General features: G+C 60.6%; 10 protein-coding genes and 1 riboswitch. Of the genes, 5 read left to right on the top strand and 5 right to left on the bottom strand.

What is annotated here, in order from left to right; all coding sequences use genetic code 11:
* Positions 1 to 2 precede the first annotated feature (2 nt).
* A riboswitch (cobalamin riboswitch) is annotated at positions 3 to 199 on the top strand.
* A gap of 95 nt (positions 200 to 294) precedes the next feature.
* Genes cobW through ACP6KB_RS13800 form a run of 4 tightly spaced genes read left to right on the top strand, consistent with a single transcriptional unit; the run spans position 295 to position 6795 of the window.
* A complete protein-coding gene (gene cobW, locus ACP6KB_RS13815) occupies positions 295 to 1362 on the top strand; it encodes a cobalamin biosynthesis protein CobW (protein WP_442114307.1) in 1068 nt (355 codons plus the stop codon).
* A gap of 3 nt (positions 1363 to 1365) precedes the next feature.
* Complete coding sequence (gene cobN, locus ACP6KB_RS13810) at positions 1366 to 5127, top strand: cobaltochelatase subunit CobN (protein WP_442107299.1); 3762 nt, start codon at positions 1366 to 1368, stop codon at positions 5125 to 5127.
* Between the two features lies 1 nt (position 5128).
* Positions 5129 to 6133 carry an ATP-binding protein gene (locus tag ACP6KB_RS13805; protein WP_442107297.1) on the top strand — a complete coding sequence of 335 codons (1005 nt, stop codon included), beginning with the start codon at positions 5129 to 5131 and terminating at the stop codon, positions 6131 to 6133.
* A 47-nt stretch (positions 6134 to 6180) separates the two neighbouring features.
* Positions 6181 to 6795 (top strand): vWA domain-containing protein, encoded by a 615-nt coding sequence (locus ACP6KB_RS13800; RefSeq protein WP_442114306.1) that lies wholly within the window; start codon positions 6181 to 6183, stop codon positions 6793 to 6795.
* Between the two features lie 130 nt (positions 6796 to 6925).
* On the opposite strand, the gene ACP6KB_RS13795 is transcribed toward ACP6KB_RS13800, so the two are convergent.
* Positions 6926 to 7192 (bottom strand): hypothetical protein, encoded by a 267-nt coding sequence (locus ACP6KB_RS13795; RefSeq protein ID WP_442107295.1) that lies wholly within the window; start codon positions 7190 to 7192, stop codon positions 6926 to 6928.
* Between the two features lie 314 nt (positions 7193 to 7506).
* On the opposite strand from ACP6KB_RS13795, the gene ACP6KB_RS13790 reads away from it, so the two are divergent.
* Positions 7507 to 8832, top strand: a complete 1326-nt coding sequence (locus tag ACP6KB_RS13790; protein WP_442107293.1) for a sigma 54-interacting transcriptional regulator — start codon at positions 7507 to 7509, stop codon at positions 8830 to 8832.
* A gap of 88 nt (positions 8833 to 8920) precedes the next feature.
* On the opposite strand, the gene ACP6KB_RS13785 is transcribed toward ACP6KB_RS13790, so the two are convergent.
* The 4 genes from ACP6KB_RS13785 to ACP6KB_RS13770 all read right to left on the bottom strand — a co-directional run bounded on the left by ACP6KB_RS13785 (position 8921) and on the right by ACP6KB_RS13770 (position 13080).
* Positions 8921 to 10201, bottom strand: a complete 1281-nt coding sequence (locus ACP6KB_RS13785; RefSeq protein WP_442107291.1) for a hypothetical protein — start codon at positions 10199 to 10201, stop codon at positions 8921 to 8923.
* A 46-nt stretch (positions 10202 to 10247) separates the two neighbouring features.
* Positions 10248 to 11000, bottom strand: coding sequence for a hypothetical protein (locus tag ACP6KB_RS13780; RefSeq protein ID WP_442107289.1), 753 nt, complete (start codon positions 10998 to 11000; stop codon positions 10248 to 10250).
* A 32-nt stretch (positions 11001 to 11032) separates the two neighbouring features.
* Complete coding sequence (locus ACP6KB_RS13775) at positions 11033 to 11713, bottom strand: C39 family peptidase (RefSeq protein ID WP_442107287.1); 681 nt, start codon at positions 11711 to 11713, stop codon at positions 11033 to 11035.
* Positions 11714 to 11778: 65 nt separating this feature from the next.
* Entirely contained in the window at positions 11779 to 13080 is a 1302-nt protein-coding gene (locus ACP6KB_RS13770; RefSeq protein ID WP_442107285.1) for a heme utilization protein, read from the bottom strand.

The raw sequence follows: 13080 nt of genomic DNA, 5'->3' as shown, positions 1-13080 counted from the left end.
GCGTAGCCTTGCGCCTTCGAGGTTCTTCGGCGTTGGCCGAAGCTAAGACGGGAACGCGGTTAAAGCCGCGGCTGCCCCCGCAACTGTAAGCATTGAACGGTTCGACACAGCCACTGCATCGCTGCGGGAAGGCGTCGTTCAACTGGCCAACGGCCAGTAGCATGCAAGCCAGGAGACCTGCCTCGAACCGTTTTCGACATCAACCGGGCGGGGTGATCCGGTGGCGAACGCGCCCAGGCAATACAGCCTGTGGCTCTCGTCGCGCATGCCCGCCATCCTGCCAAGGGCATCCGCATGAAAACACTGGCCAAACTTCCCGTCACGATCGTTACCGGCTTCCTCGGCTCGGGCAAAACCACACTGCTGCGGCACATGCTCGACAACGCGCAGGGGCGCCGCATTGCGGTGATCGTCAACGAATTCGGTGAGCTGGGTATCGATGGCGAAATTCTCAAGCAGTGCAGCATCGGTTGCACTGAAGAAGAGGCCAGTGGCCGTGTCTACGAACTGGCCAATGGCTGCCTGTGCTGCACCGTGCAGGAAGAGTTCTTCCCGGTGATGCGTGAGCTGGTGGCGCGGCGCGGTGATCTGGACCACATCCTTATCGAGACCAGCGGTCTGGCGCTGCCCAAACCACTGGTACAGGCCTTCCAGTGGCCAGAAATCCGCAACGCCTGCACCGTTGACGCAGTGATCACCGTTGTCGACAGTCCGGCGGTGGCCGCCGGTACCTTCGCCGCCTACCCGGAGCAGGTCGATGCGCAGCGCAAACTCGACCCTAACCTGGACCACGAGTCGCCGCTGCATGAGCTGTTTGCCGACCAGTTGGCCAGTGCCGACCTGGTTGTACTGAACAAGGCCGACCTGATCGCTGCCGACGACCTGGCCAAGGTGCGCGCCGAAGTCGAGGAAGAACTGCCGCCAGCGGTCAAAGTCATCGAGGCCAGCAGTGGCCGCCTGCCGCTGGAGGTGTTGCTGGGCCTGGGCGCTGAGTCCGAAGCGCACATTGATGGCCGTCGTACCCACCACGACAGCCACCATGATGGTGACGATCACGACGATCATGACCACGATGCCTTCGATTCGATCTCCATCGAGCTGCCTGAAGCCGACGACAGCCTGCTGCTCGACGCCCTGACGCAACTGGTGGTGCAGCATGGCATTCTGCGGGTCAAAGGCTTTGCCGCGATTCCGGGTAAACCCATGCGTTTGTTGATTCAAGGCGTGGGCACGCGGTTCGATAAACACTTCGATCGCGCCTGGCGTAGCGAAGAGCCGCGCATCACGCGCCTGGTGCTGATTGGCCAGGAGCTCGATGCCGCTGCGCTGGAAGCGAGCCTGCGCGCTGCCCTGGGCGCCTGACCCATGCATTTGCTGCGGACCCAGCCCGGTGGTTTTGTACCGGACGACAGTATTGCCGACCTCGGCCAAACCCCCGCCGAGCTGGTCATTCTCTGCAGCGGTGATTCACACCTGGCACTGTTGGCGGCAACCGCCCAACAGTTGCCAGAAGATTTCCCCAGCCTGCGTCTGGCCAACCCGATGCAGGTTCAGAACCATGCCTCGGTCGACCTTTATGTCGACCAGGTGCTGCGCCATGCCAAGGTCATTCTGGTGTCGCTGCATGGTGGCGTCGGTTATTGGCGCTATGGCGTCGAGCAGTTGCTCGAGCTGGCGGCCCGTGGCGTACAACTGATTCTGGTACCGGGTGATGATCGCCCGGACCCGGAGCTCAGCAGCCTGAGCACGGTGCCAGCGGAGCAGACCGAGCGGCTTTGGCACTTCTTGCGCCAGGGCGGCAAGGCTAATGCCCTTCACCTGTTCAATTACCTGGCCAGCGAGTACCTGCAGCGCGATTACGCCTGGTGCGAGCCGCAGCAGTTGCCGCGCACGTCGGTGTATCACCCGCGTAAAGCCAGTGCTGAACTGGCTGACTGGTTTGCCGAGTGGCAGGTCGATCAACCGGTGGTGCCAATTCTGTTTTACCGCTCGCATTTGCAAGCGGCGAACACCGCGTTTATCGATACGTTCTGTGAACGCCTGCACGCCGCTGGGCTGAATCCTTTGCCGATTGCGCTGGCGAGCCTCAAGGAGGCGGGCTGCCTGAGTCAAGTAGAGGACTGGCTGGACGCGGTCGAGGCGGCGTTGATCATCAACACCACCGGGTTTGCCCAATCCAGCCCGGAACAACCGCACCTGCGGCCGTTTCGCCGGGATATTCCGGTGCTGCAGGCGATCTGCGCGCAAGACAACCAGCCGGGCTGGGAAGCCAGCGAGCAGGGGCTCGGGGCGCGCGACCTGGCCATGCACATCGTCTTGCCGGAGCTGGACGGGCGTATCATCACCCGGCCGATCAGTTTCAAGGACCTGGCCTGGCGCAGTGAGCGCAGCCAGTCGGATGTGGTCTGCTACCGCCCGCATGCCGAGCGCATGGACTTTGTCGCAGAACTGGCGCGGCGCTGGAGCGTACTGGCGCAGTTGCCTAATCAGGACAAGCGCGTGGCCTTGATCCTTGCCAACTACCCGACCCGTGATGGCCGGATTGGCAACGGCGTTGGCCTCGACACCCCGGCAGCGGCGCTGAACATCCTCCGTGCCCTGCGTGATCAGGGCTATCCGCTGAGCGATCTGCCAGAGAACGGCACGGCACTGATCCAGGCGCTGCTCGGCGGCGTCAGTAATGACCTCGACAGCCTCGACCAGCGCCCCTGCCTGCAAAGCATGGCCATGGCGGACTATCGGGCTGCGTTCGCTGCGCTACCGCAAGCTAATCAGGACGCCGTGCGTGAACGCTGGGGCGAGCCCGAGCAGGACCCGATGTGCCGCAACGGGCGGATGATGGTCGCCGGTCTGCGCTTTGGCCTGACCTTTGTAGGCATCCAGCCAGCACGCGGCTATCAACTCGATCAAAGCGCGGTGTACCACGACCCTGATCTGGTGCCCCCGCATGGCTACCTGGCGTTTTACTTCTGGCTGCGCCATGGCTTTGCTGCCGACGCGCTGATTCATGTCGGCAAGCACGGCAACCTGGAATGGTTGCCGGGCAAGGGCGTCGGGTTGTCTGCCAGTTGCTGGCCGGATGCGCTGATCGGGCCATTACCCAACATCTATCCGTTCATCGTCAACGACCCGGGCGAGGGTGCCCAGGCCAAACGGCGTACCCAGGCGGTGATCATCGACCACCTGATGCCGCCGCTGACCCGGGCCGAAACCTATGGCCCGTTGCGGCACCTCGAAGCCTTGGCCGATGAGTACTACGAAGCGCAGTTGCTCGACCCGCGGCGCGCCCGCGAACTGCAACGGGATATTCTCGAGCTGGTGCGCGACAACCATATCGACCGCGAGCTGCAGCTCGAAGGTGCTCTGGATGATGCGGCGGTGTGGCTGCCGCGCTTGGACACCTATCTGTGTGACCTGAAAGAGTCGCAGATCCGTGACGGCCTGCATGTGTTCGGCGAGTCGCCAAGCGGGCGCTTGCGCATCGACACCTTGCTGGCCTTGTTGCGCGTTGCACGCGGTGATGGCCGTGGTGCCAATGCCAGTTTGCTGCGCGCCCTGGCACGGGCGCTGGCCTTGGCTTTCGACCCGCTCGACTGCGACCTCGGCCAACCCTGGGAGGGGCCGCGTCCGGCACTGTTGCAAGCACAGAGTGAGGCGCTCTGGCGTACCAGCGGTGATACCCGCGAACGTTTGGAACTGCTTGCTGGCCAGTGCATTGAGCAGGCCTTGGCAGGCACTGTCGCGCTGGATGATGAGCCTGCCTGGGACGATGTGCGAGCCGTACTCACGGCGTTGCAGCAGACCATTGCACCGCAACTGGACGCTTGCGGCCCGGCAGAACTGCAAGGGCTGCTGGCTGCCCTGCAAGGGCGCTTCGTCCCCGCCGGCCCGAGTGGCGCACCCAGCCGTGGGCGCCTTGACGTGCTGCCGACCGGGCGCAATTTCTTTACCGTGGATGTGCGCAACCTGCCGACCACCACGGCGTGGCGCATTGGCTTTGCCTCGGCCAACCTGATCCTTGAGCGTCATCTGCAGGATCACGGCGATCACTTGCGTCAGCTCGGTTTGTCGGTATGGGGCACGGCAACCATGCGCACCGGTGGCGATGACATTGCCCAGGCCATGGCGCTGTTAGGTGTGCGCCCGGTGTGGGCCAGCGGCAGCCAGCGTGTCGACGACTTTGAGATCCTGCCCTTGAGCCTGCTCGACCGGCCGCGGGTGGATGTGACCTTGCGGGTCTCCGGATTCTTCCGCGACGCCTTCGGTAACCTCATCAAACTGTTCGATGCTGCCGTGCAGGCGGTCGCCGCGCTGGATGAGCCGGATGACCTCAACCCGCTTGCCGCCAGGGTGCGCAATGAACGTACCGAGCTGCAAGCTCAGGGGCTGAGTGCCGAGCAGGCGGCGCGCCAGGCGGGCTGGCGAGTGTTCGGCGCCAAACCTGGTGCCTACGGCGCCGGCGTGCAAAATGCCATCGACGGGCAGCTGTGGGTCGAGCGTAAAGACCTTGCCGAGGTTTACCTCAACCACGGCGGCTACGCCTACGGCGCCAGCGATGAAGGTACACCGGCGCGCGCCGATTTTGCCCGGCGTCTGCAGCATGTTCAGGCAGTGATTCAAAACCAGGACAACCACGAGCATGACCTGCTCGACTCCAATGACTATTACCAGTTCCAGGGTGGCATGCTGGCGGCCGTCGAAAGCCTGGGCGGCCAGCCAGTTGCCAGTTATCACGGTGACCACAGCCAGCCGGATCGCCCGCGCATTCGCACCTTGAAGGAAGAGCTGAACCGGGTTATCCGCGCTCGGGCGCTGAACCCGAAGTGGATCGACGGCGCCAAACGCCATGGCTACAAAGGTGCCTTCGAGCTGGCCGCAACCGTCGATAACCTGTTCGCCTTCGATGCCACCACGCATTTGATCGACGATCACCACTACCAGGCCTTGGCCGACGCCTATGTGCTCGACGCGCAAACCCGCGCATTCTTGCACCAGCACAACCGGCAAGCCCTGCGCGACATTACCGAGCGCTTGCTTGAAGCCCAGCAGAGAGGCCTGTGGGAGGCGCCGGGGGACTACCGCGAAGCCCTTGAAGAGCAGCTGCTGGACAGCGAAGAAGAGACCTGAAATGACTGAACCTGCACATTTTCCCCTGTCTGCCGTGGTTGGCGCCGAGCCACTGAAGCTTGCCCTGTGCCTGACCGCGATCGACCCGAAAATCGGTGGGGTGTTGATCGAAGGTCCGCGCGGCATGGCCAAAAGTACTTTGGCACGCGGGCTGGCTGATCTGCTCGATGAAGGGCCGTTCGTGACCTTGCCGCTCGGGGCCAGCGAAGAACGTCTGGTTGGCACCCTAGATCTGGACGCCGCGTTGGCACAAGGCAAGGCACAGTTTTCGCCCGGCGTGCTGGCCAAGGCCGACGGTGGCGTGCTGTATGTGGATGAAGTCAACCTGCTGGCCGACCATCTGGTGGACTTGCTGTTGGATGTTGCAGCCAGTGGTACCAACCGCATTGAGCGCGACGGCATCTCGCACCGCCACAGCGCCCGTTTTGTACTGATAGGCACGATGAACCCGGAAGAGGGTGAACTGCGCCCGCAATTGCTTGATCGCTTTGGCCTCAACGTAGCGCTCGATGGCCAACCAGACCCGGCAGCCCGGGGGCAGATTATCCGCCGGCGTCTGGATTTCGATGCTGACCCAGAGGCGTTTTGCGCACACTGGGCCAGCGCTCAGGCGCAGTTGCGTGAGCGCTGTCAGGCTGCCCGTGAGCAGTTACCTCGCATTGCCTTGGATGACCAGGCGCTGGCATTGATTACCGAGCGGTGTTTTGCTGCCGGAGTCGATGGCGTACGTGCCGACCTGGTCTGGTTGCGTGCTGCCCGCGCCCATGCGGCCTGGCGCGGCGCTGGCCAGATCGAGGTGCAAGACATTGAAGCGGTGGCTGAATTCGCCTTGCGTCATCGCCGTCGCCAGACGCCTGAATCCTCGGCACACAGCCCGGCACTCGAACCACAGGGCGGGCAGGCGGACAGCGCCGCCCAGGGGCAGGGCGCCTGGGGGGAAATGCCGCCGCAAGCCATGGCTACCGGAGCCCGGCGCGAGGTGCCGAACTGGGCAAAAAAGCCCTGAGCATCTGTCGCACCCATACGGCGGATGCCAGGCCCAAACCTGGGGCGATCAAACAAGGACCGCGCGGGCGAGCCCGTGATGCAGCGCAGGGCAAGGTGGCGTGGTCAGCGACGTTGCTCAAGGGCCGCCCGCGTCAGCGCCGCGATCTGTGCTGGCAGCAACGCACCGCCAGCGCCCATGAACTGTGGCTGGTGATCGTCGATGCCTCGGCCTCGACCCGGCGTTACCAGGCCTTGAGCCATGCCAAGGGTCTGCTCGCCGGGCTCTTCGATCAGGCTTATCGCCAGCGTGCGCGTCTGGCCTTGCTCACTGCCAGCGGTGCAACGCCGCGTTGGCAGCGTCACGGCTTGAAAGCTTCGGCCGCCTTGCAGCCTTGGCTTGATGGCCTGGGGGCAGGGGGTGGTACGCCGTTGTTGGCTGCGGTTGAAGAGGCGCGCAGCTGGTTGCTGGCGCGCCAGCGTCAGCATCCTCATGAGCAGCAGCGTTGCCTGTTGTTGACCGACGGTCGGCTCAAGGCCTGGACGCCGTTGCAGCCATTGCCATGTCCCAGTGTGGTGGTGGATATGGAACGTTCGCCGGTGCGTTTGGGGCGCGCGAAGTTATTGGCGCAACAATTACACGCCGACTATCGCTCACTGGAAAGTTTCAAGGTGCTTGAATAAGCCAACGCATACCGAACAGTATGCAAAGGTAATTGCGACGAACTGTCGCAGTGTAACTTTTGTAACAACTAACGTATTGACCGCGCATCGCATAGATGCGCAGCCAATATAACGCGGATATCGATACTACTTATTTCGGCATCGACCAGGGTTGCAGGTCACAACCTTGTTTTTTCAAATCAGCGCGCATTTCTTCAATCAGGCTGGCCAGTTGCGCCGGGTCCGAGTAGGTGCTGCTCGGTACCTGTTTGCTGCCGATGCGAGTGCTGGTCCGGTCGATCACTGCCAGGCTCAGTTCACCTGTACCGTTAGGCGAATCCCAAGCAACACACTGGAAGGGTTCGAAAGCGTGGTCGGCAATCAGCAGTGCTTCGTTGACACGGAGCGGGGCGTTCATGGGTTCGGTCTCTCTGTGGGCCCAAACAAGATAATTAACAACCGCGTTGGCGGTGAGTTACTTGTACTGATGCACGCAGTAGCGGCTGGAGTCACAAGCAATGTTGATTTTTTTTAATTATCTGCAAAAAACATGATGTAGGTGTGCATCCACAGACGTTGAAAGTTCAAGAAAATTCCCGCCCGCGCCTGCCTTTTGACGCTTTACGGACAAACGGTAGTGGGCGCCTGACACATCGTTGCTACTGTTACAAACGGGCCTGCCAACGTGCTGTTTCTATTTAATATTCCGACAATTGGCGCCAAGGAAAGGTCATGCTAGAGCCTGCTTCCAATCGCCGTCTGCTGATCGTCGACCCCTGCGATGATTGCCACCGTTTATTGCCGGGCTTGCGCAATGTCGGCTGGGATGTCCACAGCTGTACATTGTCCTCGGCCCTTGAGCATCCTTGCGATGTCGGCTTGCTGCGTCTGCAGGCCTCGCACCTCAAGCGCCCGGATGCAGTCAAGGACCTGATCACCCGCAGCAAAACCGAGTGGATCGCGGTGCTCAGCGCCGATGAGCTGCGCATGCAGAACGTCGGTGACTTTGTCTGTGAATGGTTCTTTGACTTTCACACCTTGCCGTTCGATGTCTCGCGGGTGCAAGTCACCATTGGCCGGGCGTTCGGCATGGCGCGTCTGCGCGGCAAAGGCAGTGTGCAGGCCGAAGAACTTGAACATGAGCTGCTCGGTGACAGCCGGCCGATTCGTGAATTGCGCAAATTGCTCAGCAAACTGGCGCCGACCGAATCGCCGGTGCTGATCCGCGGCGAAAGTGGTACCGGCAAGGAGCTGGTTGCACGCACCCTGCATCGGCAGTCGCAGCGCCATGACAAACCCTTTGTGGCGATCAACTGCGGGGCGATTCCGGAACATCTGATTCAGTCCGAGCTGTTCGGCCATGAGAAGGGTGCGTTTACCGGAGCGCATCAGCGCAAGATCGGGCGTATCGAGGCGGCCAACGGCGGAACGCTGTTTCTTGACGAAATTGGCGATCTTCCCCTGGAACTGCAGGCCAACCTGCTGCGCTTCCTGCAGGAGAAACATATCGAGCGGGTAGGCGGCAGCCAGCCGATCGATGTCGATGTGCGGGTGCTGGCGGCCACTCATGTGGATCTGGAAAAAGCGATTACCGCCGGGCGCTTCCGTGAGGATTTGTATTACCGCCTCAACGTTCTGCAAGTGGTCACTGCGCCGTTGCGTGACCGACACGGCGATCTGTCGATGCTGGCCAACCATTTTGCCCATTTCTACAGTCTGGAAACCGGGCGGCGGCCGCGCAGTTTCAGCGAGGACGCCTTGGTGGCGATGGGCAAGCATGATTGGCCGGGTAATGTGCGTGAGCTGGCTAACCGGGTCAGGCGTGGCCTGGTATTGGCCGAAGGGCGGCAGATCGAGGCGCAGGACCTGGGCTTGCTGCCCCAGCATGCGTTTGCGGCGAGTATGGGGACGCTTGAGGATTACAAGCATCTGGCCGAGCGTCAGGCGTTGTGCGATGTGCTGACCCGTCACAGTGACAATTTGAGCATTGCCGCCAAGGTGCTGGGGATCTCCCGGCCTACGTTCTATCGGTTGTTGCACAAACATCAGATTCGCTGAAGGTTGCGCCTGTAGGAGCGGGCTTGCCCCGCGATCGCGGTGTGTCTGGAAAACCGCGATCGCGGGGCAAGCCCGCTCCTACATCACATCAGAAGTAGTACGGGAATTTCAGGCTGAAGGAGAAATCTGGCGAGTCGTCGGTCAGACCGATGGCCAGGTTCGGAACGATGGTCAGGCTGTCGGTGGCCGCCAGGGTCATGCCGATGTTGAAGTTGGCCGCGTTGTAGTCGCTGCTCGGCACATCCTGCCAGTCGCCACCATCAGGTTTGATCTTGCTTTTGTTGGCAAACTGGTCGGAGAACGAGAACGACATACTCATTTTTTCGTTCAAGGCAAAGGCAATACCGACACCGATCTGCCAGGAGTCACCGAGTTTCACGTCACCAGGCACTTTGGTGTTGATGGTGGGGCTGATGTCGCTGAACGAGTCCTGCATGTTGTAGGTGTACGACAGGCTGCCGAACAGCACGGCAGGGTCATAGGTCTTGACCAGTGAGATACCCGGTGAGATCGCCCAGACGCCGTTGCCGGTCGGCAGGTCTTCAGGTACCGACAGGTTGTCGTTGGTGGGGTCGTTGACCAGTTTGATGCCGTACGGATCATCACCGGTGGGGGCTTTGACCCGCAGGGTGAACACCGCATCAGGCCAGTTTTCGGACTCATCGAGGAATTTGTAGGCCACGCCGACGTTGACATCGCCGATGGTCGGGTCGCGGGTCACGGTGGCGTCTGAGGTAACCGGGCCGGCACCGCCTGCGCCGCCAGACGAGTAAGTGGACTCGCGGTACACCACCGGAACGTTGATGTCGAACTGCCAACGCTGGTCAAGGTTGTAGCGTGCGGTCAGGTCCAGGGTCCAGTTGTCGGCCTTGATGCGGTCAAGGTTGATGTTGCCAAGGAAAATCGAGTCCAGCGCCAGGAAACCGTTAAGGACCAGGGCGCGGGTGTCATAGTGCGTGTAGGTCAGGCCGGTTTCGACGCTGAACTTGCCACCGCCGAAAAAGCCGCTGGCTTCGTCGTACAGGTTGGACACGCTTTGTGCGGGTTCGGAGTTTTCCTGGAGCGACTGGCCATAGGAACTGCCCGAGGTACCAGGCGCACCGGCAGCCACCGTCTGCGCACTCCTGGTGGGGTCGGCAGGAGATTTGGTCAGGCGTTTGGGGGCAGGGGCAGCGGGTGTTTCCTCGACTTGACGCACGCGTTGTTCAAGTACCATCAGCGCTTGCTGTTGTGCCTGGTAACGCTGTTTCAACTCCATCAGTTCTTGTTTTAGTGCTTCGACCTGGGGGTCCGGTGCTGCGTAGAGCATTGTCGCCGGGGCCAGGCTACTGATACAGACAATAGCTCTGAGCGATAACAAACGGTGCATGGGTTAGCCGTCCCTTCTAACTGCATTTGATGAGACTGAGCGTAGATCAGAATCCGAGAGTGCGAAGACCTTTGAGCTGGTCAAGGTTGCCACTCACGGCTCCCGCGCTCGCTACGTTGTCTCGCAGCACGACGTTGAGGGATGTGAAGTTTCTGACCTGGTTGCCGCCGCCGAGCAATGTGGTGTTCTGCATCAGGCCACCCTGAGCCAGGCGTTGCATGGTGGCGCCCTGGTTGTTGTTGGCGATGATGTTCAGTTGCACGCCGGTACCGGTCGAGGACACACTCAGCGAGCCCGCGCCATTGTTGCCAGTCATGGTGGTGCCGGCGACTAACGGTCTGCCCTGTTGTTGCGTTGCAGGCGCCTGGTTGCCCTTGGTGACGTTGATGTCAACTTTGTTGTAAGCGGTGTTGTTGTCACCGGCCGCGCGCACGATCTGTGTGACGCCTTCGGTGGTATTGAGGCCGCTGCCGCCGGTTACCGTGCCGGTGCCGGGCCCTGAGCCTTGCCCGCGCGTGGGGCCATTGCCTTTTTCGTTGATCATCGACACATAGAACTGTGGCTTGATGGTCGACTGCTGGATTTGCATCTCTGACCGTGCGCCGATGACGTCACCTTTGGCGTTCTGCCAGGTGCTGGTCATGACTACGCCAAAGCTGATGATGCGTCCGGGCATGACATAACGGCCACGCAGGTTGGCCATTTCATGGTCTTTCAATTCGATGGGTTTGAAAATTTCTGCCTGGGTCGGCAGGCTGACGGCCAGGCAAGCCACGACCAGCCAGGTTGGAGTCTTCATGGGATGCTCCCGGAGCGTCGTGCTCCTTGTCATTAGAAGAAGTCGCTTTGAATGAATCCGAAATCCATTAACTGTGCGTCCTGCACCGGGGTGAAGTTGTTGATGCGGTCTTTGGCGGTCAGTGGCATGGGTGGGTCGAGCAAGGCGTTGGTCTTGTCGTAACCCTTGCCGATCACGGCGAAGATGATGCCGTTCCAGCCTTTGACAAAGTCGTCGATGGTGAAGCGTTTATGGCCCAGTACCGGGTCGCCGATATACACCCAGCCGTTATGGACTTTCTGCATGACGACAAAGTGTTTGTAGCCTCGGATATCCATGAGCACGACCACTGGAATCTGGATGCTCTTCAGTGTGTCGGGTTGTACCCGGTAACCGCGGGCGCGCATGCCCAGGCTTTCTACATAGCGTTTCATGTCGAGCATCGAAAAGCCCTGGACACGGACCAGGTCCTGATCGGAGTGAGCCAGCATGCCTTCGATGATCTGTGCTTCATCCACGTCCAGCCAATAGGCCTGGCGCAAGATGGTTGCCAGCGCAGCAGCGCCGCAACTGAAGTCGGTTTTCTGTTGCACCAGGTCGACGAACTTGCGCTCGCGCACGCTTTGGATCGGCTTGTATATCACCGCACCGCCGGGTAGGACGGAAAGCGGCATCTGCGCCGCTTCGCTCACACTGGCAAGGCAAAGGAGAAACGCCAAGGCGAAAATGCGCATAGTCGGAACGCCTACTGGTTCGGTTGAGAAAAGGCCCCCCGAAGGGGGCCTCCAGGCTTCGCCAATCAGAACGATTGGTTGGAAATGGCCAGCGAGTTGCTTTGCTGGTTGCCTACACCAGCAGCCACGTTCACGCCCAGGTTGCCACTGTTGCCATTGACCGAACCATTGAGGGTTGCGGTGTTGGTTACAGGGTTGGCCCAGCCGGTTGGGGTCAGCACTTGATAAGAGTAGGAGTTACTCAAATCATAGGAGCTGGTTTCGAGGAAGTGCTTCTCGTGTTCGTACTCAGACTCAGACGCTTGGTTGCCGTCTTTATGGAACGTGGTTTCGAAGGATTTCTCGAAGTTAGAGTTGAACTCTTTATCCCAATCAGAGTGCGACTCTTTGTTCCAGGTTTTGTTGACTTCGACGTTCAACGTTGCGTTCAGGTTGGCTTCGAACTCACTGCTACGGGAGCCTTCGTTGCGACGACCATAGTCCCACTCGGAGCTCCTGTCACCATCCACATGGGCTTCCAGCGTGGCAAACAGAGTACCGCCCTTGGAGCCGCTGGCTTCATGGTTTTTGCTGCCGTTGGCGTCAAAGTGGCTATTGCCGTTCGCCGTCCAGCTGCTGTTGCCATTAACCTCGAAGTTCGAGGACTGGCTTTGGCTGCCGCTGGCTTCGGTGTCTTTCTGGTACGAGGTACGGCCAGTGGCAGTTTTGGTCACCGTCAGCGTGTCTACGCGGTAGGTGCGGTCAGCATCGTTGATCACCGTCAGGCCTGGGCCGTCTTGGTCGGCACTGGCGGTGGCAGTGGCATTACCCAGAGGTGCATTGGTGTTGGCAATGGCCATGGTGTTTTTCTGCTGGTTCAGGTCGCCGCCAGCAATGTTGATGCCCATGTTGCCGCTGCCTTCACTGCCCGATCCGTTCATGATCGCAGAGTTGGAGCTGCCGTTGTTGTAGACCTTGTTGTTGTTGCTGTATTGCCTGACTCTGGCGGTGGCTTCGGAGGTGCCGAAGACGAAGCTGTTGTCGATCGCGCTGGAGTCGGAGCCGGCGTTGGCAATGGCCGCGGCGTTGTCCTGTTGGTTACCAGCACCTGCCGCCACGTTGACACCCACGTTACCGCTGGTCCCGGTGGCAGACTCGCTCATTTCGGCTTCGTTTATCGTGCCGTTGTTGACGATTTTGTTGTTGGTGCTGCTTTGCTTGTCGTGAGCGTTAGCAGTGGCGTCGACATAAAACGCTTTAGGTGGAGGAGTGTGGTTGCCATGGTGATGGCCATTACCACGCCGGTCGTTCTGTTCAGCTTGTACAGCAACAGCCATGATCGCAGCAATTGCGAAAACCAGAGGCTTGAGTGCCATCGAGGGTTTCAT

It is taken from the genome of Pseudomonas sp. NUPR-001, assembly GCF_052147955.1.
Classification (GTDB): domain Bacteria; phylum Pseudomonadota; class Gammaproteobacteria; order Pseudomonadales; family Pseudomonadaceae; genus Aquipseudomonas.
The sequence above is the reverse complement of the archived record's forward strand: the minus strand, read 5'-3'. Positions and strand labels throughout refer to the sequence as shown.

What these genes read in the sequence shown, in the direction of transcription:
- ACP6KB_RS13780 (WP_442107289.1), bottom strand. Translation starts at nt 11,000, where the DNA reads ATGAAGACTCCAACCTGGCTGGTCGTGGCTTGCCTGGCCGTCAGCCTG.
- cobW (WP_442114307.1), top strand. Translation starts at nt 295, where the DNA reads ATGAAAACACTGGCCAAACTTCCCGTCACGATCGTTACCGGCTTCCTC.
- ACP6KB_RS13785 (WP_442107291.1), bottom strand. Translation starts at nt 10,201, where the DNA reads ATGCACCGTTTGTTATCGCTCAGAGCTATTGTCTGTATCAGTAGCCTG.
- ACP6KB_RS13805 (WP_442107297.1), top strand. Translation starts at nt 5,129, where the DNA reads ATGACTGAACCTGCACATTTTCCCCTGTCTGCCGTGGTTGGCGCCGAG.
- ACP6KB_RS13790 (WP_442107293.1), top strand. Translation starts at nt 7,507, where the DNA reads ATGCTAGAGCCTGCTTCCAATCGCCGTCTGCTGATCGTCGACCCCTGC.
- cobN (WP_442107299.1), top strand. Translation starts at nt 1,366, where the DNA reads ATGCATTTGCTGCGGACCCAGCCCGGTGGTTTTGTACCGGACGACAGT.
- ACP6KB_RS13775 (WP_442107287.1), bottom strand. Translation starts at nt 11,713, where the DNA reads ATGCGCATTTTCGCCTTGGCGTTTCTCCTTTGCCTTGCCAGTGTGAGC.
- ACP6KB_RS13795 (WP_442107295.1), bottom strand. Translation starts at nt 7,192, where the DNA reads ATGAACGCCCCGCTCCGTGTCAACGAAGCACTGCTGATTGCCGACCAC.
- ACP6KB_RS13770 (WP_442107285.1), bottom strand. Translation starts at nt 13,080, where the DNA reads ATGAAACCCTCGATGGCACTCAAGCCTCTGGTTTTCGCAATTGCTGCG.